The 23,556-nt window shown below is 40.9% G+C and carries 20 protein-coding genes; 6 read left to right on the top strand and 14 right to left on the bottom strand.

Going from position 1 to position 23,556, the window contains the following annotated elements; all coding sequences use genetic code 11:
- Positions 1-16: 16 nt before the first annotated feature.
- The 3 genes from AJGP001_RS03800 to AJGP001_RS03790 are packed head-to-tail and all read left to right on the top strand — an operon-like array spanning position 17 to position 4,454.
- Complete coding sequence (locus tag AJGP001_RS03800; RefSeq protein ID WP_071153893.1) at positions 17-1,165, top strand: acyl-CoA dehydrogenase family protein; 1,149 nt, start codon at positions 17-19, stop codon at positions 1,163-1,165.
- 38 nt (positions 1,166-1,203) lie between these two features.
- The gene (locus AJGP001_RS03795) at positions 1,204-2,682 is read left to right on the top strand and encodes an aldehyde dehydrogenase family protein (RefSeq protein ID WP_071153894.1); all 1,479 of its coding nucleotides are present in this window, start codon (positions 1,204-1,206) and stop codon (positions 2,680-2,682) included.
- A gap of 38 nt (positions 2,683-2,720) precedes the next feature.
- Positions 2,721-4,454 carry an AMP-binding protein gene (locus tag AJGP001_RS03790; protein ID WP_071153895.1) on the top strand — a complete coding sequence of 578 codons (1,734 nt, stop codon included), beginning with the start codon at positions 2,721-2,723 and terminating at the stop codon, positions 4,452-4,454.
- Positions 4,455-4,699: 245 nt separating this feature from the next.
- Here AJGP001_RS03790 and AJGP001_RS03785 read toward each other — a convergent pair whose 3' ends face one another.
- The 4 genes from AJGP001_RS03785 to AJGP001_RS03770 form a co-directional block, all read right to left on the bottom strand.
- Complete coding sequence (locus AJGP001_RS03785; RefSeq protein ID WP_071153896.1) at positions 4,700-7,474, bottom strand: bifunctional diguanylate cyclase/phosphodiesterase; 2,775 nt, start codon at positions 7,472-7,474, stop codon at positions 4,700-4,702.
- A 475-nt stretch (positions 7,475-7,949) separates the two neighbouring features.
- Positions 7,950-8,840, bottom strand: a complete 891-nt coding sequence (locus tag AJGP001_RS03780; protein WP_245830231.1) for a hypothetical protein — start codon at positions 8,838-8,840, stop codon at positions 7,950-7,952.
- 86 nt (positions 8,841-8,926) lie between these two features.
- A complete protein-coding gene (gene yiaA, locus AJGP001_RS03775; RefSeq protein ID WP_071153897.1) occupies positions 8,927-9,388 on the bottom strand; it encodes an inner membrane protein YiaA in 462 nt (153 codons plus the stop codon).
- 253 nt (positions 9,389-9,641) lie between these two features.
- Positions 9,642-10,208, bottom strand: coding sequence for a DUF488 domain-containing protein (locus tag AJGP001_RS03770; RefSeq protein WP_071153898.1), 567 nt, complete (start codon positions 10,206-10,208; stop codon positions 9,642-9,644).
- Between the two features lie 186 nt (positions 10,209-10,394).
- Between AJGP001_RS03770 and AJGP001_RS03765 the strand changes: the two genes are divergently transcribed.
- Positions 10,395-10,733, top strand: coding sequence for a PadR family transcriptional regulator (locus AJGP001_RS03765; RefSeq protein ID WP_078080167.1), 339 nt, complete (start codon positions 10,395-10,397; stop codon positions 10,731-10,733).
- A complete protein-coding gene (locus AJGP001_RS03760) occupies positions 10,711-11,226 on the top strand; it encodes a DUF2812 domain-containing protein (protein ID WP_071153899.1) in 516 nt (171 codons plus the stop codon). Before AJGP001_RS03765 ends, AJGP001_RS03760 begins: the two co-directional genes overlap by 23 nt.
- Before the next feature lie 110 nt (positions 11,227-11,336).
- Here AJGP001_RS03760 and AJGP001_RS03755 read toward each other — a convergent pair whose 3' ends face one another.
- Entirely contained in the window at positions 11,337-11,855 is a 519-nt protein-coding gene (locus AJGP001_RS03755) for a YcxB family protein (protein ID WP_071153900.1), read from the bottom strand.
- 327 nt (positions 11,856-12,182) lie between these two features.
- Between AJGP001_RS03755 and AJGP001_RS03750 the strand changes: the two genes are divergently transcribed.
- The gene (locus AJGP001_RS03750) at positions 12,183-13,058 is read left to right on the top strand and encodes a YitT family protein (RefSeq protein ID WP_071153901.1); all 876 of its coding nucleotides are present in this window, start codon (positions 12,183-12,185) and stop codon (positions 13,056-13,058) included.
- Positions 13,059-13,240: 182 nt separating this feature from the next.
- On the opposite strand, the gene AJGP001_RS03745 is transcribed toward AJGP001_RS03750, so the two are convergent.
- From AJGP001_RS03745 to AJGP001_RS03705, 9 genes are all read right to left on the bottom strand, one after another.
- A complete protein-coding gene (locus AJGP001_RS03745; RefSeq protein WP_071153902.1) occupies positions 13,241-13,750 on the bottom strand; it encodes a YfiT family bacillithiol transferase in 510 nt (169 codons plus the stop codon).
- A gap of 202 nt (positions 13,751-13,952) precedes the next feature.
- A complete protein-coding gene (locus tag AJGP001_RS03740) occupies positions 13,953-14,540 on the bottom strand; it encodes a dienelactone hydrolase family protein (protein ID WP_071153903.1) in 588 nt (195 codons plus the stop codon).
- Positions 14,541-14,590: 50 nt separating this feature from the next.
- Entirely contained in the window at positions 14,591-15,325 is a 735-nt protein-coding gene (locus AJGP001_RS03735) for a plasmid pRiA4b ORF-3 family protein (RefSeq protein WP_071153904.1), read from the bottom strand.
- Positions 15,326-15,539: 214 nt separating this feature from the next.
- On the bottom strand, positions 15,540-15,824 hold the full coding sequence (locus tag AJGP001_RS03730) for a putative quinol monooxygenase (protein ID WP_071153905.1): 285 nt from the start codon (positions 15,822-15,824) through the stop codon (positions 15,540-15,542).
- Positions 15,825-15,827: 3 nt separating this feature from the next.
- Positions 15,828-16,505 (bottom strand): type 1 glutamine amidotransferase domain-containing protein, encoded by a 678-nt coding sequence (locus AJGP001_RS03725; protein WP_071153906.1) that lies wholly within the window; start codon positions 16,503-16,505, stop codon positions 15,828-15,830.
- Between the two features lie 357 nt (positions 16,506-16,862).
- Positions 16,863-17,858 carry a LacI family DNA-binding transcriptional regulator gene (locus AJGP001_RS03720; protein WP_078080166.1) on the bottom strand — a complete coding sequence of 332 codons (996 nt, stop codon included), beginning with the start codon at positions 17,856-17,858 and terminating at the stop codon, positions 16,863-16,865.
- Positions 17,859-17,904: 46 nt separating this feature from the next.
- A complete protein-coding gene (locus AJGP001_RS03715; RefSeq protein ID WP_078080165.1) occupies positions 17,905-18,786 on the bottom strand; it encodes a DMT family transporter in 882 nt (293 codons plus the stop codon).
- Complete coding sequence (locus AJGP001_RS03710; protein WP_071153907.1) at positions 18,787-20,469, bottom strand: amylo-alpha-1,6-glucosidase; 1,683 nt, start codon at positions 20,467-20,469, stop codon at positions 18,787-18,789.
- Positions 20,470-20,490: 21 nt separating this feature from the next.
- Positions 20,491-23,553 carry a glycoside hydrolase family 2 TIM barrel-domain containing protein gene (locus AJGP001_RS03705; protein WP_071153908.1) on the bottom strand — a complete coding sequence of 1,021 codons (3,063 nt, stop codon included), beginning with the start codon at positions 23,551-23,553 and terminating at the stop codon, positions 20,491-20,493.
- Positions 23,554-23,556 lie beyond the last annotated feature (3 nt).

Below are 23,556 nucleotides of genomic sequence, written 5' to 3'. Positions count from 1 at the left end.
AGGAGAGGTGAAGAACATGGATTTCGCATTAAGTGAAGAACAAGAGTTGTTTCGTACAGCCATTCGTAAATACATGACTGATTTAGGCAAAACCAGTATTGCACGCTCCATAATTGATGGCAAACTAGAATCGATTACACGTGTAACTTCCGGTCTTGCTGAAATGGGTATCTCTGCGATTCCAATTCCAGAAGAGCAAGATGGACTTGGACTTGGTGCACTTGATCTCGTTCCAGTTTTTGAAGAAACTGGACGCGTGCTATTACCGGGCATCCAACTTGAAACACTCGCCTTAGCCGTACCGTTACTTAACGCTTACGGAACACAAGTCCAAAAATCCAATTGGTTAACAAAAGTCGCCACAGGCGAAAGCACAATCTCTGTTGCGTGGTATGAACAAAACAGAGGACTGACACCAAAATCATTTAGCGCCATTGCAGCAAAAACAACTAGCGGATACGCCGTAACAGGTACGAAAACGCTTGTTTCCGTATTAGGAAATCCAGACATCTTTGTCACAGCTGCACAAACAGCAGAAGGAAAATCTTTATTTCTTATTAAAGCAAGTGATGTTGCGTCACAAAAAATTCTTCCAGGCATTGACGAGACGCAGCAAATTGCACAATTGACCTTTGATCAAGCACCTGCTGAATTGCTCGGTGAACCCGGCGAGGCGGCACAAATGTTGGACAATGCACTGCTCCATTTCAATGCGGCGCTCTGCTCTAGCATGGTCGGTGGCATGGATGAACTGGTTCATACAACGACCGAATACGCAAAAATCCGTGTTCAGTTTAATCAACCCATTGGTCGATTTCAAGCAGTCAAACACGGCATTGTGAACATGAAACTCGATTTAGAAACAGCACGTTCTTTGTCTTATTACGCAGCTTGGGCTGTAGAAAATAATACAGAAGATAAAGAAACAGCTGTTCATAGCGCTCGTTCTTTCGTTTCGAAAGCCTATATAAAAGCAGCTGCCGACTCGATTCAACTTCATGGCGGAATTGGATTCACAGAAGAACTGGATGTTCAACTTTATTTGAAACGTGCACGCTATTACGAGAACTATTTCGGTTCGGTTCGCGACTCTCGTAAAAAAGCAGCGCGCGCACTCGGCTGGCATACAAAATCCACTAAACAACATCCCGTACCTGTTTCGTAAGTAACGAACTACAGATTAGTTAAGAAGGAGAATGGCAAATGACCGTATCAACGGATTTGAAAGTCTATCAGAATTTAATTAATGGTGAATTACGCGGGGCAATAGGTGACGAAAAAATTGGCAGCATCGATCCTTCAACTGGTCGAGTATGGGCATACATTCCTCAAAGCACTGAAGAAGACGCGGTGTTGGCAGTTAACGCTGCGAAGAGTGCATTCCCAGCTTGGAAAAAAGCGAAAGCTGAAGATCGAGCAGCCGCTTTACGAAAAGTGGCTGAACTCATCGGTGAACACGGAGACGCGCTTGCAGCTCTTGAAACGCAAGACACGGGTTGGGTTATTCGCGAAACGACATATGGCTTAATCCCCGTATTGCAACAAATTTGGTTTAACGCTGCCGCTGGAGCATTGGGTGCGAACCGCGGTCAAACCGTTCCCGTGACAGCGACAAGTCTCGGTTACACACTTCGTGAGCCTTATGGCGTTGTTGTCGGAATCACACCGTGGAATGCTCCATTATTTACACTTTCCATCAAAGCAGCAAATGCCATGGCAGCAGGAAATACGGTCATTATCAAGCCTTCTGAGCATGCATCCTCAGCTTCTCTGTATTTCGCTGAGTTGGTAAAAGACATCTTTCCGCCAGGAGTTTTCAACGTAATTTCTGGATACGGCGCAGATATTGGAGACGCCTTAACGAGTCATCCCGACGTCAACAAAATTAGTTTGACTGGATCTAGTCGTACAGCTGCTACTATTGCACGAGCGACAGCTGATAAACCAAAGCCACTCATTCTAGAACTTGGCGGAAAATCTGCCAATATAATCTTTCAAGATGCGGACATCGATGTCGTAGCAGATGCGATTAGTACATACAGCATCTTCTCTGGAAACTCAGGACAAATTTGTGTCGGAAGTTCACGCTTACTTGTCCATCGATCAATCTTTGACAAAGTGGCTGAAGCCGTCGTGTTACGCCTAAAAAATCCTGCCTATAAAACATACGGGCCGACACTGGATCCTACAACTACAACTGGCCCCATCGCAAACAAATCACAATACGATATCGTTCGTAATTATATCCAAGTCGGATTAGACGAAGGCGCGGAACTGCTCTTTGGCGGTCGTTCTGGAGGAGCAGAAGTTGCACCCGGTCACAGTGATTTAGCAGAGGGCTATTGGATTGAGCCCACCTTATTAAAAGCTGAGTCCAATACTTTGCGTATTTGCCAGGAAGAAATTTTTGGACCTGTTGCAGTTATGATTCCATTTGACACGGAAGAACAAGCTCTATCACTCGCAAATGGCACGGAATTCGGTCTGGCTGCAGGTGTCTGGACAAAAGACTTGAGCCTTGCGCATCGCATGGTTTCTGCAATCGAGGCTGGAAACGTATGGGTTAATACGTATGCGCGCGTCGGACCTGAAATGCCCTTTAGTGGTGTAAAAAGCAGTGGCTTTGGCACAGATTCGATTGAAGATTACTGTCGCGAAAAATCTTGTGTTATTGAATTATAAATAGATTGCATTCAAACTCTTAAATAGGCGGTGATCAGATGAATGTCCAACTCCCAAAAAAAGATAACTATGACCTGGATTTCCCTGAAATTCTCGACATTCCCAACGTATCGGCGGGTGCGATTTTAAAAGGTAGCGTTAAACAATACGGTGAAAAAAATGCCTACATTTACCGAGATACTCCGATTTCATATAACGCGATTTATCAAGAGGCAAAGCGTTTTGCAAATGCACTGCGAACACTCGGTATTGGTCGTGGCATGGTCGTATCAACTCATTTGCCAACCTGCCCGCAATACGTCGCAGCGTATTACGGAATCATTTTATCAGGTGCAGCCTATTCCCCACTCAATCCGTATTTACCTGCAGGAGATTTAACGCACCAATTGAATGATTCCGAAACTCAAGTTGTCGTGACACATGAATCGGTTGCACATTCCATTCGAGAAGTGCTTACCAATACGCAAGTCAAACATGTGATTCTCACTGGAGAGTCCGAAATCTATTCCAATGAAACGCCTGTACCGATGGATGACTGCGATGGCTGGTATAGTTTTGCAGCATTAAAAGCAGCGGCATCAGAAGACGACTTCGATGCGGGTATTGTTCCGGAAAATGATCTTGCTCATATCGCCTATACAGGAGGCACAACAGGCAGTCCGAAAGGCGTGATGATTACTCATGCGAATTTAGTCAGTAACATCACACAAATTGCCGCATGGACGGCTGGGGCGTTCCCTATTTTAGATAGTGACGGTGCACTGCGTTTCGTAGCGGTCGAACAAGACCGTGAAATCTACAAGAAAAAATACTTAATTCCTCTCGGTGAAGAAGTGCGGTTAAGTCCTTCTCCGCTATTTCATATTACGGGTGGTATTGGAATGATTGTCTCTCCGATGGCACAAGGAGTCACGACTTTGTTACCGGACCGGTTCGTTCCTACACAATTTCTAGATTTAATCGAAAAATACAGTGTGTCTTCTATTAACGGAGCACCTGCAATGTGGAATATCTTATTAAACTTGCCTGGAGTCGACTCATACGATTTCTCGACAATCCGTAACATCAGTTCTGGTGCAGCTCCTCTGTCACAAAAAGAGTTAGGACTGCTAAAAGAAATGTTCCCGAATGCACGTGTTGGCGAAGGCTATGGACTGACGGAAGCGACGGCATCTGTAGCCGGCAGTGTCATGGTCACAGGCGGCGTTCATAAAGTCGGAACAGTTGGTTTGCCAACCTACAACACAAAAATCAAAGTCGTATCGCTCGACGGCATGAGCGAAGACCCTCTTCCGACTGGACAGGCTGGAGAAATTTGTATTTACGGTCCACAAGTCATGAAAGGCTATTTCAATAAGCCGGAAGAAACGGCTGCGACACTTCGAAGCGGCTGGCTGCATACTGGAGATATCGGCATCATTGATGAAGACGGCTATCTCGCGATTGTCGATCGAAAAAAAGAGATGCTCATCTACAACGGCTACAACGTCTATCCGAGTCGGATTGAAGAAGTTCTCGTCTCTCATCCCGACGTCCAAAACGCGATTGTCATCGGAAAACCTGTAGAAGGCATCGGTGAAATTCCAAAGGCATTCGTCATCCTCAAACCTGGCAGTGGCTTGTCTGAGAAAGAACTCATGACCTATACAAATGAGCGCGTCGTCCACTATTCAAAAGTACGAGAACTCGAATTCCTTGAGCAGTTCCCGATGACAGCAGCAGGAAAGATTTCAAAAATCCATTTGAAGAAACAAGAACTGGAAAAGCACTAATATCACATAAAAAAAACACCTGGGGTAACAATAAAAACTCGCCATTTCTTCTTAAATGGCGAGTTTTTCTATTTTCTATAATAATTTGACCGGCTGTTTTTAACGTACATTAGTTTGTTCATTAATGTCATTGGCGTTTTGGAATCATAAACTATTTCGTGGTGGCTTTGCCAGTAGTGGAGATTGGAAAATCAAGAAAAACCACGATTTGGATGTATCCAAATCGTGGTTTTTGCTTACAAATTTTATATTTTTGGTGCAAATCGATCCATGAAGAATTCCAATTCTTCGACTGGTAAAGGTTTACTATAATAATACCCTTGGATATTAAGGCAATCTCTAGCGATTAAAAAGTCTAACTGCTCTTTTGTTTCTACACCTTCAGCAATAACATTTAAGTTAAGATTTTGAGCCAAGGTAATGATCGTACTCGTAATCGCCGCATTGTCTTTATCCGTTAAGATATCAAGCATAAACGATCTGTCTATTTTTAACGTATCGATCGGAAAATCTTTCAAATAGCCTAATGACGAATAGCCCGTTCCAAAGTCATCTAGCGCTATTTTTATGCCCAATGATCTGATTTCTCCCATTTTTTCCAATGTCACATAGGTGTTTTTGAAAATCTGATTTTCAGTTAATTCGATATGCAAAAATTCTGGTGTTATCTTTGTATCTACTAAGATGCTTTCAATCATAGGGATCAAATCGTCTTCTTCAAATTGTCTACCTGATAAATTTACGGAAACCGATAATTGTGAATGCCCTTGACTGTGCCATATTTCCAATTGCTTACAAGCGTTCAATAGCACCCACTTGCCTATTGGGACGATCAATCCGGTTTCTTCTGCAACCGGAATAAATTCATTTGGAGAAATCATGCCTCGAGTTGGATGATTCCACCTTAGCAACGCTTCTACTCCGACGATGCGATTGGTTTTGCAATTTACTTGTGGTTGATAATGGAGACTGAGTTCATCATTTTTTAATGCTTTATACAGTGCATTTTCTAAGTAAATGCTCTCCATGCTCCAGTCACTCATTTCACTCTTAAAGAAATGATGATAGGTACCGGATTTTTCTTTCGATTTATACATAGCAGCATCAGCATTTTTGATCAAAATTTCGGCTGTATCGCCGTGTTCAGGGAATAAGCTAATGCCAATACTCGCTTTAATGTATACTTCATTTCCTTTTAACGAAAACGGATCTTCAAAGGATTCTACTAACTTATCCACAACTTTTAATACATCTTGATTTTTGTTGTAGTTCGGTAAGACGATCGTAAATTCATCGCCTCCTTGACGCGATACGAACGCGCCTTCCGGTACACACCGTCTCAAACGATTGGCAACATTCTTAAGTAACATATCTCCATAACTATGTCCGAAACTATCGTTTATCATTTTAAAGCGATCCAAATCCAAGAACAACACTGCGACTTTCTGTCCTGAAAGTCCGGCTTTTCCTGTTTCTTTTTCCAAATAATTTTCAAGCAAAATTCGATTCGGCAAATCGGTCAAATGATCGTAATAAGCCAAGTGACTAATTTCCTTTTCCAACTGCTTTCTCTTGGTAATGTCTCTGAACGTAACAACTTCACCAATTACCTGGTTGTTTTCTTTTATAGCAGAAACGACGTACTCAACAGAAAAACCATAACCATCTTTTTTGAGAAACTTCAAATCTTCTTCTAAAGACACGGAGGTGATCCTCAGGTTTTGATTGTCGTGTAATAAGATTTTATAGGACTGTCCGATCAGTTCACCCGTGTTATAACCTAATATAGACTCAGCTGCTCGGTTGCAGAACGTGATCTTGTTTTCTAAATCAAAACCGAAAATACCTTCATCTACCGAATTTAAAATCAGCTCTTTTTCACGACTCAAGTTTTCTAATTCTGTAACCACTGTTTTAAGTTCATTATTTTTCAAAACAACCTCTGAAGTTCTTTTTTCAATTAGCATTTCTTGTTTTTCCATATAGAGCAAATTTGATAGTGTGGAGGCAGTAGCTTCTGCAATCGATTGAGCTAGTTCGATATCGGATTCACTGAAGACTTGCTCCGTTTTATTAAAACTGACGAGGACAAGCGCTCCTAAAACTTCCCCCATCGATACAAAAGGAAGCATCAACATCGCTTCAAACCCAAATGTTTTAGAAACCTCTTGGTTAACTCGCTCGTCTTTTGTCACGTCTCGAATATACAGCGGCTTTTTAGAAACGACTACGGCATCGAACACACGATCATTTGACGGATCAAACTGCAACTCCTCGTGCTTGTCCAGCCAGTCTTCTTCAGCCCATTCACTTTTCGTACTTAAATTAGTCGGTTTCATCTTCGCACCTACTATTGGATCTAATAAATGAACACCTATATTATCATTTTTCAAAACCTTACCGACATAATGAAAACATTTTTCCATTACATCTGTCATTGAGGAAGTCATAGATAAGTCACGCGTCAAATCTAGCAGCAATTGCTTTTCAGCAAGGATACTTTCCTTACGTTGTAAATTGTTGACGTTGCGAATTGCTACACCTGCCATATTGACATAGGCTTCTACCGTTTGTATTTCATCTGCGGTCAAATTCATCGGGATGCCGTAGTCAAACAGAAAAACCAGTCCGAACAATTCACCTTCATATGAAATAGGAAGTGCTAATAGTGATTTGATGCCAAATCCTGCAACTGCTCTTGGATCTGGACGGTTGTCTTTAGACGTATCTGCGATATAAATGGTTTGTTGCGTTTCAATTACTTCTTTTGCTAATAAATCATATTCTGTATCTACTACATGCATATCGAGTGTCATACCATTAATAACTTCCGGTTTCCCCACGTATCCACGGAAACTCCCATCTTCTTGCGGCAAGTAAATTCCAACCGAGTCACATTGCACAACTTCTTCGGATATAGCCGTAATCACATGTTCAAGAAGTGGACGGAGTTCAAAATTCGTGTTGATTAGTTTCGTAATATCGGCCAACCGGGAATAACGAGTTTGTTCAATTTTCATTAGCACAACCTCCATTCACTGACTTCGTTATCTATGTTATAAAAGGTGACAAACTGCCATCGAAACATCTAAAATAAAAATTACCTTTTTTTAACACTTAGAACTTCTTTTTTACCTATTCTATTTAGACAATAGGTTATTCATGTATTTTTTGTACAATCATTCTATCATTAATATCGACAAAGACTCGTTAAAAGTTAATAATAATTTAATTGATATTCAGATAATTTATCTGTTAGCGATAAATTTTAAAAAATCTACTCTCAGCATCCTATTGGCGACTTCTTTCTGTACAGTGAAAGCAAAGAACTTACTCAGTCGATTCAATTTTACTCACTCCTTCTAAACTTCTACTTATTTTTACGTTTTACTACTAACGTTTTATTTTTAAGTCAAATCAAAAACCGCAAGAGAAAATGGTGAACTTTTCTCTTGCGGTCTATATAGTTAGTAATGCTATTCAAACTGCTATTGATTACTTTTGATATTGTGTCACGACTGTTTTAGCTAGAAGACCGATTACTTGGCCTTTAAATTGATCTGGAACAGAATGACCGGCCGGATCTTTATAATACAGAAGGTTTGTTTTTTCCACATAAGTAAAACCCATTGCTAGAAATTGGCTCTTTAAAGACGGTGGCAGTTGGTCGCTGCCTGTCACTTTTTTAAAGTACGGAGTTGTCGAAATCGACACATCCACATCGTCTAAACTAGATGTTAGCATGAATAAATCCTGATCGCTTTTTATAATCCACTGTCCTTTAGAGTAGATGGCTATTTGTAAGTATTCCAATCCAGAAATCCCCTCTAAGTTAACGCCATAAATCTCGTTAATTAGCGTTCGATTCGTTGCTCCTGTAAGCGCATAGTCATGTTCTTTTATATAGCGGTCCATCACTTCATTTTTCTTCATCTTCATAATCTTCGCGTCTTTAGCTGTAGATTCTGCTCCTTCTTTCAGAGATACTCGCAAACTTTTCATAATTCCATCTGAATAAATGCTCAGCTTACTGCCATAATCTTTTTTGGAAACTAGATTTAAATCAACTGAAAAAACTTCGTCTACTGCACGACGAACTTCATTGCCTTTCAGCTTTTTACCAAAGGAAGCTAAGTAATAATCCATAACTTTCACTTTCGGCATTTTGTTGATGACACTATCCAGCTGTGTAGATTTAGCATCTTCTCCTAAACCAACACGTACGGCTTCCATAACTTTTTTGGAATACTTGGTATCTTCTTTATGGTGCTGGCTTTGTTGAACAGTGGTCGACGTTTCCTGTGCAAAAACGTTGCCAACTCCTCCTGTAAACAACATGCTGATTAATAAAACAGAGACCATCAGTTTCTTAAATTGGATTTTCAATTGGTTTCCTCTTTCTGTTTAGTAAACTTTTATCGTTGTTATTCCTCTGATTTCTTACTGGATCTGACAAAACTGTTTTACCACTTTCACGATTTATCCATATTGTTCGCTTCTTCTGTATCGCGGACGTTCTTTTGTACCGTCACTACTGCAAACAAACTCAAGATAAACGAAATGCCGTAGAATCCTTTTTCGCTCAAGATGATACTGCCTGCATTAAACAAGCCAATCGCCATAAGTGCGATTGCTGAAATGAGCGCAAACCAGCTGATGCCATAATACAGATTTGTAACACGTATTCCTTCATCGCGGTCTCGAACTGCTTTTTGAAGTGACACAGCGGAATATAGGCCAAGGATCATGACTGCGATGTAATACCCTTTCTCGTTTAACTCCATCGTTGCATTGTATAATCCAATCAAATAAGTTGATACCCCTATGAGCAATGCTCCCCATGCTGCACCTTTAAACGCGCCAGTCGGTTCTCCAAGCCTACGTTTCTCCACTGTTTTTTTCGTGAACACGTCTTCGTCTTTATCCTCTAACATACATACATCCCCCTCTCTTTTACTAGTGTGAATCTTATTTACCTCCGACAAGATGACTTAATTTTACAAATTTTAACTAAGACTATTTTACCATATATAACAGAAAAAAATACGACTGATTTAAACAAACTAGTTAAAAATTTGAAAAAAATAAAGGACAGAAGATTTACCAGCTAAAAGATAATTCACATTGAAAAAGCAGAAGGACAAACCCATTGGTTCAGCCTCCTGCTTTTTACGTGATTGCCTCACTTCAACGCTCTTCTGTACCATCCGGATAAACAACCTCTACGCCATCTTCTTTTTTCACTTTAGCTGGAGCTCCCCACATGGCGATTTCGTGTTTGACTAGCTCTACCGTTTCGTCTTTCCCATCAATAATGTGAAAAACCTGATGGCCATTCGCAACAAGCCAATTACTGATCAGAAAACGATGGCAGCGAGAAGGGTGCCGCTCCGAGCAACAGTAAGCTACACGCTTTTCGCTTGCGATTGTCACTAACGCATCTATGCCTTCTTTAAACTCATCAGTCAATGTGTAATCGGCGTAATTGTGAAACGACTGATTGTTCCATCCTGCGTTTACATCTCCATCAATTTCTTTCGATTTGCGGCGCCGACCGCCGAGCTTTGGAAAATGCTGATAGTGGATATTGTCCGCTTCCAGCCATTCTGGAAAAATGTCTTTCGAAAACTGTGGCCATTTGCGACTGCCAGGAAACGCTCGCACATCTGCCAGTACCTCAATCGAATTGTCTTTCAGCATCTTTCTAAAAAATTCCTTTGAGTGACTCGAGTGACCAATTGTGTAAATATCCATCTGACTCTCCATCCTTGTCAAGCGATTTACTTTTACTATTCCTGTCAGTTAGTAAGGTTAAACACCTTTTTAAAACTAGCCAGTAGAACCAAACGTCGCTTTCTACCACCTTGACACTCGATATATTCTCCCTTATACTATGAGTGACGATATATCGAGTGACGATATATAAAAAGAGGTGATTTAATGCAATCTCTATCCGAGTCCACATATTTAGTGTTATTAGCCTTAACGAAAAAACCTTTGCATGGTTATGGAATTATAAAAAAAATCGAACAATACAGCGATGGCGCTATTGTTATAGCACCTGGCACCTTGTATGGCGTGTTGACCAACTTGCAAAAACAACAACTTATTGAACTTGTCACTGCTGAAAAAGAAAGTAGACAAAAGAAAACGTATCAACTGACAGATGAAGGTCATGTAGTTTTCAAATTAGAATATCAACGCTTTAAAAAGATGCTGACGATTAGTGATGACATTTTAAAAGGAGCGGAAACTGATGACAACAATGAAGAAGTTTAAACTGTCGCTCGCGAATGATATCGAAAAAGAAGCCAACTGGCTAACGGAAATGTCAGCCAAAGGATGGCATTTCGTTAAATACAAATGGGGATTTTATTATTTCGAAGAAAATCTTGAAATTTCGTATATTTACCAAGTCGATTTCCAAGAGGCGACCGATGAGTATTTTGACTTGTATAAACAAGTCGGCTGGGAACATATGCATACAGAAGTGATGCAATTTCATTATTTCCGTGCCGACACTACCATCATTGGCAACAAACGGATTTATTCAGATCCCGCTTCTATTAAAGGCATGTATAAAAGAATGTTTTCCTTCTATCTTGTCATCTTTGCTTGTATGCTCGTTACTCAAATCGGTTTATTGCTGACGTGGGATGGCAACCTGTTCTCAAAATTCGTTTTAGCGCTGGTTACTGCCGTACTCTTACTTTATGTTTACTTGTTCATCAAACTTACGCAGCAAATGAAGAAAAACGAAAAACTGATTTGACAGCGAAAACCCTCGAATCTTTGACCAAAGATTCGAGGGTTTTCGCTGTGTTCCCACGTGTAGTCAGATATCGTCTAGTGTAGGTAACGCTTTCTAAAAACAGTGGACTTTTAGATTCGTCCTTTGACCTTGGCTAACAAAAACTGTCGCACTTCCGAAACATCAGCTAACTTGCCTTTTGGCACAATAAAAGCAGACAATCCGCTATTGTATAAGTACAAATTGGATGCATCTTCGCCGATATGTTCAATACCGGCCCATGATACGAGTTTTTCACCTGTCGCACTGACTTCCCGAAGACCCGCTTCTGTGAATATCATCGTATGTGTTCCAAGTACGCCTTCGTTTTTTCCTTCTCGAAGCAGTTTTTTGGATGATTTCTGGATATGATGATAAAAATATTTCGGATAAAAAATAGTCCATAAAATTCCGATGATGAGAAATGGAATTACCATAAACAAGATGGGGATATCTAATACAAACGAAAGAACGACGGCCATCACCAAATAAATAATAGGCACCCACACGCGCTGCATAGTCATTGTTTTTCTTACGGTTTTAGAATTTTTTGCGTGGTATAAATTAAAATCAATATACGCCTCTTCGGTTACATCGTAGGTAATCTCCATTGCTTAGTTAGCTCCTATTCTTATCCGTCTTTATAGCATTTCAACACTTTGATAAGCTTCTATCATATCATGTGAAAGGAATTTTTTGGATAGCGTCATTTCATAAAATTATCTTCCTGCACCACACGCGCAGACTGCGATCATGTAAATCAGTCTTCCCTCTACTGAAGAAGATTTCTCTTCATCACAAGAGTAATTGATTGTATATACTACTTTAGAAATTTACTCGATTCCATTGAACTTGATCCTACTAAACGAGGAGTAAAAGCATTATAGTTAATAGTTGAGGATAAAAAACATCATGAAACGACAGAAAAGAGGAATCGCATGATTGCAACAAATAAAAAACGAAAATTCCATAAAGCGAAGTTAATTTTACGAGCACTGCCCATTATCATCGGCGCTTTTATCACTGCCTATGGTCTTGAAACCGTGCTGATTCCAAACAATGTATCGGACGGCGGAGTCACTGGCATCAGCATCGTCGGCTCCCAATTGACCGGAATGCCTTTAGGTTTGCTGATTGCTGTCTTGAATATTCCATTTGTCTATTTAGGCTATAAACAAATCGGGAAAAGCTTTGCCATCTATTCCACCATCGGCATCGCTTCCCTTGCCTATGCAACGACCCTCATGCACCATCTCCCGCCCATCATCGTAGGAGATACCTTACTGATTACAGTCATTGGCGGAATCATCATTGGTTTTGGAATGGGGGTTGCTTTGCGAAACGGGGGTGCGCTTGATGGAATCGATATGCTGGCGGTACTCTTGTCGCGCAAATTGCCATTTGGGACGAGTGACCTGATCTTATTTCTCAACATGTTCGTCTTTATCATCGTCTCATTCGTCTTTGGTCTGCAAGGCGCTTTTCTGTCGGGAATCGCTTATTACATTGCAGCCAAAGTAATCCACTTGGTCGAAGAAGGATTTAGTGGTTCTAAAACGTATAAAATTATTTCGCGTGACCCCGAACTGCTCGTCCAAACCATCTACGACCGTCTCGGACGTAATGCTACCTACAATATTGTCAAAGGGGCTTACACAAATGAGGACTACAAAGAAATCACGTGTATCATCAACCGACTCGAAGACAGTAAAATGAAAGAAATCATTTTTGAAATTGATAACAACGCCTTTGTTGCGGTTTACGACGTCGCCGAAGTTCGAGGCGGTAATTTCAAAAAACGTGACATTCACTGAGTTTGTTGCCGTATACTAAAATGTGCCGATTACTCTTTACTAACAATCGTTTGATGGTAGTCCTAAAATTTTTAATATTTTTTTATTTATTCCCAAAACACAAAGCCGCTGATGGAATAACTTCCATTAGCGGCTTTGTGTTTATAAGCTTTTACTTGCTTTTCCCCATTTTTTATTGGAATTCAGTTTTCCAAGGCAATTTTGATATGCGCCAAATGATGTTCTTCGTGCCAAGACAGTTTTGCTAGTTTTGTTGCGACGCTGATTTCGCCATTTGTTTCGTGTGTAAAGATACGCGCCCGTTGTTCATCCGACAAATGCTTGCCAAGTGCTACAATTCGTTCGTTCAGTCCTACTAGTAGGTGAATCGAACTTTCTACCGGCAACTCGTTGTCAGGAAGCGCGATCCATTTCTCTTGATCAAAAGCAGGAACCGTCGGATTGTCATCCGTCAAAGCCAATTTCAAGCGCTGATACATAATCAATTGCGAATCTGCAATATGATGCACCAGTTCGCGGACTGTCCAGCTGCCTTCTCTGTATTGCTTACCTAATTGCTCGTTATCTAATAAATCAACAATTTTTCTCAGTCGTGTGGTGAACGTCTCGATTTTTCCAAGCCATTCTTCGACATGTTTAGCTGTTACGTAATCAGGAACTTGTAATTCTCCAATTGGATATTTTACGTCCATTTTCTCAACCTCTTTTCCTCGTGTGATTTGTAGACAATGGGATTACTGCAAAATGTACCAATAGGATTGGATTTTGTAAATCAGTACGCTGTGAAATACATGGATGGATGCCTTCCACTATCTCACAATACTAAGTATTCACCTGTATACATTATCGCAAAGCAACGTTGATTCAGAACTCATCTATGACAGTGCTTTTCCATCAAGGTTGCAGAAGAAAATTGAGCATCTTGCTGTATGCTTCGTCCCGAGACGGTGCATGATGTTTTGACGAATAAGGATCACTAAAACCATGTTCTGCGCTAAATTGATGTAGTTCAACATTTTTCTTATTGAATAGTGATTCAGCCACACCGGAAGATTGTTCTTGTTCTGAAAGAAACAAGAGAGTTGAACATCGCGGATTCGTTTCCAAATAGTCTCTAATTCGCGATCCGTAGTAGCCAACCACACCTTTAATACAGTCTGTCTCACTGCATAGCCAAGCAATCGTCGCGCCTATGCTAAACCCAACAAGATAAATTTCTTTATATTTGTCCTGGGCATCCATCACGATTTTCTGTACTTTAGTCGCAGCATCTGCAAAGCCTATGTTCTCCATAAAATTGCGGTAAGCTGCTGCTTCTTGTGTATACTCAAATGATGTTTGCTGTTGCAGTAGATTAGGACAACTAACATCAAAACCTTCTTTTGATAACGACCTGCATACCTCTTTCACATGCACATTGACTCCATAAATTTCATGGAGTACAATGACCAGTTTTTCTGATCCTGTGTGTATCTTTATCAATTTACCTCTCCTCACAAGTCTTTCTCTTCTTCTAATGAAACCACTAAACGCTAAGCTTTCCGGTACTTATCCTCAATGATCCGGTAATTGTCATGGTGGATTTTATCCCATTCCGTCTTTTTGTACATCCGGCTTTTCAATCGCTGATTAATCCATTCAGGATCATACTCTCTAAAAGACTGGCTATCTGCCCAGTCTTTCATCTCTTTATGCTCCGTATGCTTTTGATCTCGGTAAATTTGTAAGAAGTCATAAAATCCTGGAATGCCTCCTACATCTTCCGGTGGTGCTGTCTCTGCCCCGTCTAGTAGCGTTGGGAAACCGAAATAATAATCGTCGACGATAGTTTCAAGCTTGATACGGAACTGCCAGCCATCACCAAAATCATAGCTGTATACTAACTCTTTGTGCTTCTCCAAAAATTCATCAATTTTAATGCCCGAAGGTTTCCGAACAACTGCCGATAACCGCTTTTGATAAGCCTCTTCAAACTTTCTATACTGCGGTTCCACATTCTTTAATCGCTCTGCAAACATCTTTTTGTTCTTTTTAAACCCTTGGTGTTCTTCGTAAGCTTCTTCGTCATTTGTCACTCGAATGCCGTCTTCCGCTAACTCAAATTCGAATAGATGATAGCCTTCCGACGGATAGCCACTCTGAAAATTGCTAGTCTGTTGCACAATATCGTGCAGCATATTAAATGTGGCACCTGCTGGCATGATTACTTTGCGCCAAATAAGTGGATTTGAGTGTTCCAATTCAATTCGGATACTATACGATTTCATCTTTGACCACCTGGCTTTCTTTCGAGATTATTTTATATTCTTGTCCACAGCAAAACGAGCAGCCCATTAGGAATTAACAGGAATATCAACGATTCATTTAACCCTATCACACTTTACGACGTTCTCCATCCTGCCAACAGACAATTCAGCACAAAAAAAAGTAGAGCTTTGCAGTGAATCACCGCAAAGTTCTACTTTTAAAATTTCCACTAAATCAAAGAGCTTTCAACGTAAAGACTTCTCGCTTCTCAACCAAGTCCGCCGTATGCGTCCGGTATTCTTGATAATGACGAGTAGCGACATGATTCTCGAGCGTGTTTTTGTCTTGCCAGGTCTCGTGAAGAACAAACGTGTCGTCTTCAATCGATTGATGGAGAACATAACTTACGCACCCCGCTTCTGCGCGTGACGCAATTAGAACTGTGTTCAGTTCCGTCAATAATTGATCTGCCATGTTTTCTTTTGGCTTTAGAATCGCGGTAATGACGATAGGTTCCATCATTTAGTTTCCTTTGTTGTTTCGTTTTTCCAAAGCCTTCACCAATTCCTCTGCCAATTCTTCAGCAGAAAATGGATCGCGGCCAGTTACCAATTGGTCATTGCCCCATACCACTTTGTTGTCAGCACTATAATTAGCAACTTCGCTCATTTTTGCTTCCAAGCTAAATGGCAGAATTTCTGGAAGGCCTTCAGGTTCAACCGCTTCTGGGTAGCCGGTTACGTCTAACCCATCGATGATGCTTTTGCCATTTGGACGCATTGTCCAAACTAATGGAGCCGGTCCGTGGCAGACAGCCGAAACGATGTTGCCATTGTCGTACACGGTATTGATGATGTTACGAAGCTCTTCACTTTCAGTCAAGTCATACATCGCTCCGTGACCACCCACGATAAATACGACATCGTAGTCTTTAGCATTGACGTCTGAAAGAGCAGCAGTATTGTCCGCGATTCCCGATTCATACATTTTCTTGTATTTGCCTTCAGGATCATAATCTTCACTAATGCTGACCATGTCTAATGTCGGTTTGCCACCGAGTGGTGAAGCCAAGTCTACTTGGTGTCCTGCTTTTTCTAAGATTTCTTTCGGTGCGAATAATTCTTCTGCCCACCAGCCAGTTTCGTAATTATTTTCTGTATCCTTATGTCCACTTGATAAGACTGCTAATACTTTTGCCATGTTAAATTTCCTCCTCTAGGTTATAAAAAATCCTAATACTAGTATATCCCCGAATTTTTCACGTCTAAACAAGCAAACAAAACAGACAATTTCTAGCACCTAGTTAATCTACTTACATTTTAGTACAAGGTATGAAAAAAGGGGGCATGTCAAAAAAGAGGATGCATGTTACGCGCATCCTCTTGTGCTTTCTCGGTTCAATTGAATTGCAGATATTCTATATTTACCTATCTTCTAGTCCATCAAACTTTTTCGTTATGCTCTGCCACATCCGTTTCGCCGCTCTCCACTAGAACATTCACCATCGTCTTTTTCAACTGTTGAAGTGGTAAGTGTCTATGTGTGAACGGTACCCGGTCACTTTTGTGGCTTAGCGGAACTTTCTCGAATGACTAATTTGGTATCGATAATTATTTTCTTACTGACTTCCCGTTTAGTCGTCAATCTATCAATTAACAAATCAACCGCCGTTTCTCCCATTACTTCTGTATAGAGCTTAACAGTAGTTAAAGGAGGCATCATATATTTAGCTGTAGCTACATCGTTGAATCCCACAATACTTAAGTCCTCAGGTATCTTTACTCCCAGTTCAAAAGCAGCTTTGTAGCATCCAACAGCAATCGTATCATTAGCAACAAATACAGCCGTTGGTTTAACCTTGCCTGCCAGCATTTCTCTTAAGTTTGTGTACCCATCCTTTGGATCGTAGCCACCAATTTTCACTAGCTCTTCATTGAAAATATTTTTTTCTTTTAAGTATTTTTCAAATACATCTTGTCTCAAATCTTTAAATCGGTTGCCGTACATGTCGGTTTCTACCCCGCCAATAAATCCAATAAATTCATGACCCAATTCAATCAAGTGATCAAGCGCTTTTCTCGTCGCCGAATTAAAATCAATAATGACTGAATCATAATACTGAGGATCCGGATTTGAATCCACGAAAATACACGGCTTTCCAAAATCGAGAATTTTTTCAATGTCTTTTTTCTTGAAAGTACCCAATGCTAATATGCCATCGAGATTTTTTGGCTTATTGCCATTTTGTTCTTCGTCGATCCGGTAGAATTCAATCTGTTTGTCGATCAGCTTTTTTTCAAGAGCTACGCGAATCGATAGGTAATAGGTGTCGACCAGTTCTTCTTCCATTGAGAAAGAGTCATAGATGCCGACTCGCCATTTACTTTTTTTCTTTTTTTTCGGCGCCACTACATAGGACAAATCCTCCGCTGACTCAAATACTCTTCTTCTAGTTTCTGGCGAGACGTTGAGTGTCTCATCGTAATTCAGAACTCTCGACACGGTTGTAATTGAAACATTAGCCAGATTGGCTATATCTTTGATTGTGGCCATCATTAATCTCCTACTAACTTTTCTCTTTCTTCCATTATATACATGTTCAGCTGATTCTTTCTAATTTATTCTTTTTGAGAAACGAAAATTTCGTTTCTGAAACGACAATGGCACATAAAATCAATGCAGCACCCACGATCATTTTGAACGTCATCACTTCTGCGAGAAGCGCTACGGAAAAGACCATCCCCCAAAAAGATTCAGTTGAAAGAATAATCGCCGCGGTCGTTTCAGATAACCACTTCTGAGCGACCGTCTGAAGAAGATAGGCAATCGTAGTTGAAAAAACACCTAAGTAGACGAGAGATAGAATCCCTTCTTTTTCAGCTACAACAAGCGGATCTCCCTTGAAAACGACAACCAGTACACCAATCACTGCAGCCACAGTAATCTGTACAAGCGTCAGGAGTATCGGATCTGAGTCTTTTACGTACTTGGCCGTATAAAAAATTTGAAGTGCAAAAAACACGGCACAACCAAGGGTCAACAAATCCCCGATATTGATAGACGAATTTATTTTCAACGAAAGTACGCCGACGCCGAGCATCGCCAAAAAGGCACCGCCTAATTCGAAAAAGTCTATTCTTCTTCTATAGATAACGAGCGCTAAAAAAGGAACAATCACCACATTAACAGCCGTCAAAAATGCATTTTTTGATGGTGTTGTATATTGTAGTCCTACTGTCTGGAGCGCAAAAGCTGCATAAAGGAAGATTCCCAATATGACGCCTTGGATAATTATTTTTTTGTTGAGATTGCGAATACTGCGATAAAAAATAGCGATTAGCATAACTGCCCCGATCAGAAATCTACCCGCCAAAATTTGGTAAGGTGTCCAATGATCCAACGCAATGGCATTTGCTACAAAACCGCTACCCCATATAATCGCTGTAATGATAAGAAGCGTTTCTCCCAGGTACTTGCGCATTTAATCATCCCCATAGTGTTCATGTAAAAGTTGTAAAAACACACTTGATGTCCAAGTGAACGATGTATCGACCAACCCTTCCCCAGTAAATGGGTCAAAGTTTTCCGCCATGCCGCCTTCCAAAGTCAGGTCAAGGAACTTTTTCCGCAACCTGTCTGCTGCTTCCGTGTAGCCATTCGCCTTCAATGCGTGAATGAACAAATAAGTGACTGGTGCCCAAATTGGACCAAGCCAGTAGCCATTTTCTTTGTAATAAGGACTTGAAGGATTTTCGGTTGCAAGTCCAAAGCGAGTTTCAAAGTTTTGCTCAAGGTCGTTAACAAGTTCTTCTGCAATGGTTTTATCCAACCGGTAGGCAATCAGCAACGGCAGCCTAAGAATCAAGCTGGAACGATTCGTTATGATTTTGCCGTCCTTTCCGACTCTACCATAAAAACCATCTGCGTCATACAGCCGCTCCATCAATAACTTAAACATGGAATCGGCTCTTTCTTTAAAGGATACGGCTTCTTCTTTTTCACCCAGAATTTCCGCAAAAGAAGCTAAAATATCGTATGAACGGATGAGAAAACTGGCAAGGTCCGGCGCTTCTACTGGCATGCCTTCATGAAATAGTGAAGCATTATCCCAACCTGAATCATTGCCATGTTTATAATGCGGAAGACGCTCTTTGAATGTCCGGTAGTTGTCGTAATAAGACATTACTTTTTTAGTAGATTCAAAGACTTCCCTTATTCGCGATGTTTCTTTAAAATAGTCATTTTTTTGCATCAGCTGATCATACACTAACGCAAATATTGGCGGCTTCGTGCAGTTATAAGAAATAAATTTATCGTTCACAAAATCTGGATAAGCTCCTGATTCGTCCTGTGTATCCATAAAGATTTTCAATTGCTTATAAGCCAGTTCCGGGTGTTCTTTTCCTAAATTTAAAGCATTAAAACAATTATCCCATGACCAAATATTGTACATCCATAACTTGGACATATACATGGCAGGCTCCCGTAATAGTCCGTGGGGGTGAACGACGCTCGACCAGGTGATGTAAGCCGCTCTTTCAATAGAAGAAAGATACTGATCGTCTACCTGAAGAGGTTTCATCGATTGAAACCATGCCTTGTATTGTCTAGTGACTTGGTCCTTGCCTTCGTGAAACGACGAGTATTTCTTCTCCTTGTAAACGGTTTGGTAACTTTCAAAGACAAAATGTCCTTTACTCAAACAAATATCGATATAATCATTTCCAATAATGTTCCAAGGCGCTTGAACGTTTAGAGTCCCGCTAAGGTTAAGGAGCATCAGTTTTAATTCTTTAGGATAAATATGATATTCAAACATGCCTCTCGCTAATTCCATAATGGAATCATACTTACCTTTATCTGCAGTCAGCTTAAGTTCAATATTTTTCACTTCTATATGAAGTTCATTTTCTTTTGGAATTATCATTTCTACAGCGGCTTCGGAACGTCCTTTAATGTGGAATTGAACAGAAACTTCCGAAGCATGGACTTCAAAATCCTGCTCAATTCCATTCTCTACCAAAGCAATTTTGAACAACCGAGAAGGGGCATCATCCCCTCCGTGAATATCTCTTATATAAACATCATTCGAATCCTTCTCTTCCGAAATGCAAAAATACGAGCCATATCTGGAAAACGGGATTTCTTTAATATCTAGTTTCATCCGATCTCTCCTAGCCCTTTTTTATCTTGCCACAAAAAATCGACTTTCTTCAATAAGGTTGGACTTAGGAATCGCTCTGATTTCAAGCGTCATTTCAAAGTCTTCTACCCCTACTCTATAGGGTGGTAACTGTTCTTCACCACAGCTATTGCTGCCCAGGCCGCTTTGTCTGTAGTCGACAGTCAACACATTATAGGGGGATTTCTCAATTTCCCCACGATGCTGTGCCGCTTCAAGCGCTGCTACTTCGTAATCATGGATGGTGAAGTCGCGAATCTCCTTGAAGTTAATTAGGATTGACTGCTGTCCTTTTGACAATGCCAGGAAGGAGACATCACATCTCGATCCATTTTCTTGAGGATAGACATAGTCCGTGTGCAACTCTTCAACCGATTTCGTGTAAAGACCAATTGGCTGACTGCGCTTGGAGTCCTGATAATTTTCAGAGTCGCCACGACCGTACCACGTCACTTCGTTATAAGCCTGGTTAAGCTTCATATTGATGCCAATTCTCGGAAGCATGTCCGGTATTTCGTTTCCTCTACTTACTTTTTCACCAACCAATTGAAGATTTAATACGCCGTGTGATGTAATTCGATAATGATAGCGAACGTTAAAACCCCATGCTTGGTTGAGGCTAGACATATACTTTTGAATTTCTACATCGACAAATCCATCGCCAACATGATATTCCAGTGATACCATTTGTTCCTTGGCATTTTTTATGAAGTATTTGTTGAGCCAAGCATCCCGTTTGTACATATCATTGTCGATTGATGCTCGCCATAAAGTTAGTTCCGGACCATCCTCAACAATTTTTTCTCCGTCGAGAGCAAAAGAAATTAAGGTCCCTTCCACTTTTGAAAATTCCGCTTGAAAATGTGGACTAGTCAGATGTAACCTTACAGGCGTCTCCTCGACTGAAATGTTTTTTTTTGAAGTGAGAGCCAAATCTTTAACGGTCTTATTTCGCTTTGTCACCTCAACCAAGAAACTCTCACGCGTGATTGAGTGTCCTTTTTCTGCGTAATTTGTAGCTTCTGGTTCACTGTAGATGAACCGCAGCCAAACCTCTTCATGTGCCAATGCTTTCGCTTGATCGATTGGCAACGTATATTCGAGTTCTTCACCTGCTGAAAGATTGGGCAGTTCGACTTCCACTTCTTCGATTAATTCTGAAAATGATTCCACTCGAATGCGAAGATGGATGCCTTTCAAATTTCGGAAGTCGTAGCGGTTTTTTAGTTTCACACGAAACGGATTGCCCGCTGTTGCTTCTGTCACAATGGGTTCAATTACTTTTTTGTATTCAATTAATGCAGGAGAGGGTGTGCGGTCCGGAAAGACCAGTCCATCGATACAGAAGTTTCCGTTAGTAGGGAAGTCTCCGTAATCCCCACCATAAAGAAAATAAGTGTTTCCCTCGTCATCAGTCTTCCGGATGCCATGATCGTACCATTCCCAAATAAATCCACCTTGTAGTCTCGGGTATTTTCTCATGACTTCTTGGTATTCCGTTAAGCCGCCAGGTCCATTTCCCATAGCGTGACCATATTCGCAAAGCAAATGTGGTTTTTTGCCTTCCGCATCTTGTCCGATTTCTTCGAGTGCATTTAACCGAGTATACATCGTTGTGTACATGTCACTGTAAGCCGCCACTCGGTCTCCTTCGTAGTGAACAAGCCTAGTCGCATCCGTTTTCTTGATGGCATCGTACATCGCTGTAAAGTTTCGGCCCACACCCGATTCATTTCCTAAAGACCAAATGATGACACTCGGATGGTTCCGGTCTCTCTTTACCATCCGAATCGCACGATCGACGTATTGCTTTTCCCACTGTTCGTTGTCGCTGATCCAGTTGTAATTTCCGGTGTTTTCAAATCCATGACATTCCAGGTCTGTCTCATCTATCACATAAAGTCCGTATTCGTCGCATAGGTCATAAAAAACGTCCTGATTCGGGTAGTGAGCTGTTCGGACTGCGTTGATGTTGTGTTGCTTCATCAATAAAACGTCTTGCAACATATCTTCATAAGTAACCGTTCTTCCCTGATCTGGATTGAAATCGTGACGATTTACTCCGTTAAAGAAAATGCGTTTGCCGTTCACTCTCATTTCATTGTCTTTGATTTCAATAGACCGGAACCCAAATCGAACCGGTACAGACTCAGAGATTCCTGACGGCAAGTCATATTGCAAGACGGCTGTATAGAGATGAGGAGTTTCAGCACTCCATAGTAAAGGCTTACTGATTTCTTTGGTCGCTTGGAAACTGCCGCCCTCAACACCGACTGCTAAGGAATTCTGCTCTTTGCCATTCAAGTAAATCTGTATGTCTACTTTTTTAATGCTGTCCGTCCAAAAAGAACCGTTGATACGGAACATAAACGATTCATAAGATTCATCAGGAATCGTCTCAATCCATACATCCTGCAGCGTATCTTTGTGGTGTCTAAAAAGTTCAACACTTCTGTAAATTCCCGAAAACCACCACATGTCTTGGTCTTCCAAGTAAGTTCCATCAGAAAATTGGTACACTCTGACCGTCAATCGATTGGTTCCTTCGTGAATAAGATCCGTAATGTCGAATTCAGACGGCAGTCTTGAGACTTTGCTGTAGCCCGCATGTTGTCCATTGACGAATAAGTCAAAAGCAGAATCAACGCCATTGAATTTTAAGACAATGTTTTCGTCTTGGGCGATGTTTTCGACTACTAAATCTTTGAAATAAATGCCGGTTGGATTTTCATGCGGCACATATGGAGGGTTAAGCGGAATGAGGTATAAAACATCCGTATAGTGCATATTTCCATATCCTTGTAACTGCCAGCAAGAGGGCACTGCAATCGTGTCTAAGCTCGCAATGTCGAATTCAGCTTGCTCAAAATGCTGAGGTGAATATTCCGGAGCCTGAAGGTAAAGAAATTTCCAATCTCCATCAAGGCTTTGGTATCCATCACTTTTTTCTTTCGTTACTTCTAAAGCTTCTTTGATTTGTTTGTATCTATAAAAGTCTGAATGGGCAGGCAACCTGTTCATAGCGAGCAGGCTGACGTCCTCCCATCGTTTCATTTTTCGTTGCATGTA

The sequence above is a fragment of the Planococcus faecalis genome, assembly GCF_002009235.1.
In the GTDB taxonomy this organism is placed as follows: domain Bacteria; phylum Bacillota; class Bacilli; order Bacillales_A; family Planococcaceae; genus Planococcus; species Planococcus kocurii.
The sequence above is the reverse complement of the archived record's forward strand: the minus strand, read 5'-3'. Positions and strand labels throughout refer to the sequence as shown.

Bases quoted from the DNA above. Each gene is read 5' to 3' on its own strand.
- AJGP001_RS03800 (WP_071153893.1), top strand. From the start codon at position 17: ATGGATTTCGCATTAAGTGAAGAACAAGAGTTGTTTCGTACAGCCATT.
- AJGP001_RS03795 (WP_071153894.1), top strand. From the start codon at position 1,204: ATGACCGTATCAACGGATTTGAAAGTCTATCAGAATTTAATTAATGGT.
- AJGP001_RS03790 (WP_071153895.1), top strand. From the start codon at position 2,721: ATGAATGTCCAACTCCCAAAAAAAGATAACTATGACCTGGATTTCCCT.
- AJGP001_RS03785 (WP_071153896.1), bottom strand. From the start codon at position 7,474: ATGAAAATTGAACAAACTCGTTATTCCCGGTTGGCCGATATTACGAAA.
- yiaA (WP_071153897.1), bottom strand. From the start codon at position 9,388: ATGTTAGAGGATAAAGACGAAGACGTGTTCACGAAAAAAACAGTGGAG.
- AJGP001_RS03770 (WP_071153898.1), bottom strand. From the start codon at position 10,208: ATGGATATTTACACAATTGGTCACTCGAGTCACTCAAAGGAATTTTTT.
- AJGP001_RS03765 (WP_078080167.1), top strand. From the start codon at position 10,395: ATGCAATCTCTATCCGAGTCCACATATTTAGTGTTATTAGCCTTAACG.
- AJGP001_RS03760 (WP_071153899.1), top strand. From the start codon at position 10,711: ATGACAACAATGAAGAAGTTTAAACTGTCGCTCGCGAATGATATCGAA.
- AJGP001_RS03755 (WP_071153900.1), bottom strand. From the start codon at position 11,855: ATGGAGATTACCTACGATGTAACCGAAGAGGCGTATATTGATTTTAAT.
- AJGP001_RS03750 (WP_071153901.1), top strand. From the start codon at position 12,183: ATGATTGCAACAAATAAAAAACGAAAATTCCATAAAGCGAAGTTAATT.
- AJGP001_RS03745 (WP_071153902.1), bottom strand. From the start codon at position 13,750: ATGGACGTAAAATATCCAATTGGAGAATTACAAGTTCCTGATTACGTA.
- AJGP001_RS03735 (WP_071153904.1), bottom strand. From the start codon at position 15,325: ATGAAATCGTATAGTATCCGAATTGAATTGGAACACTCAAATCCACTT.
- AJGP001_RS03730 (WP_071153905.1), bottom strand. From the start codon at position 15,824: ATGGAACCTATCGTCATTACCGCGATTCTAAAGCCAAAAGAAAACATG.
- AJGP001_RS03725 (WP_071153906.1), bottom strand. From the start codon at position 16,505: ATGGCAAAAGTATTAGCAGTCTTATCAAGTGGACATAAGGATACAGAA.
- AJGP001_RS03720 (WP_078080166.1), bottom strand. From the start codon at position 17,858: ATGGCCACAATCAAAGATATAGCCAATCTGGCTAATGTTTCAATTACA.
- AJGP001_RS03715 (WP_078080165.1), bottom strand. From the start codon at position 18,786: ATGCGCAAGTACCTGGGAGAAACGCTTCTTATCATTACAGCGATTATA.
- AJGP001_RS03710 (WP_071153907.1), bottom strand. From the start codon at position 20,469: ATGAAACTAGATATTAAAGAAATCCCGTTTTCCAGATATGGCTCGTAT.
- AJGP001_RS03705 (WP_071153908.1), bottom strand. From the start codon at position 23,553: ATGCAACGAAAAATGAAACGATGGGAGGACGTCAGCCTGCTCGCTATG.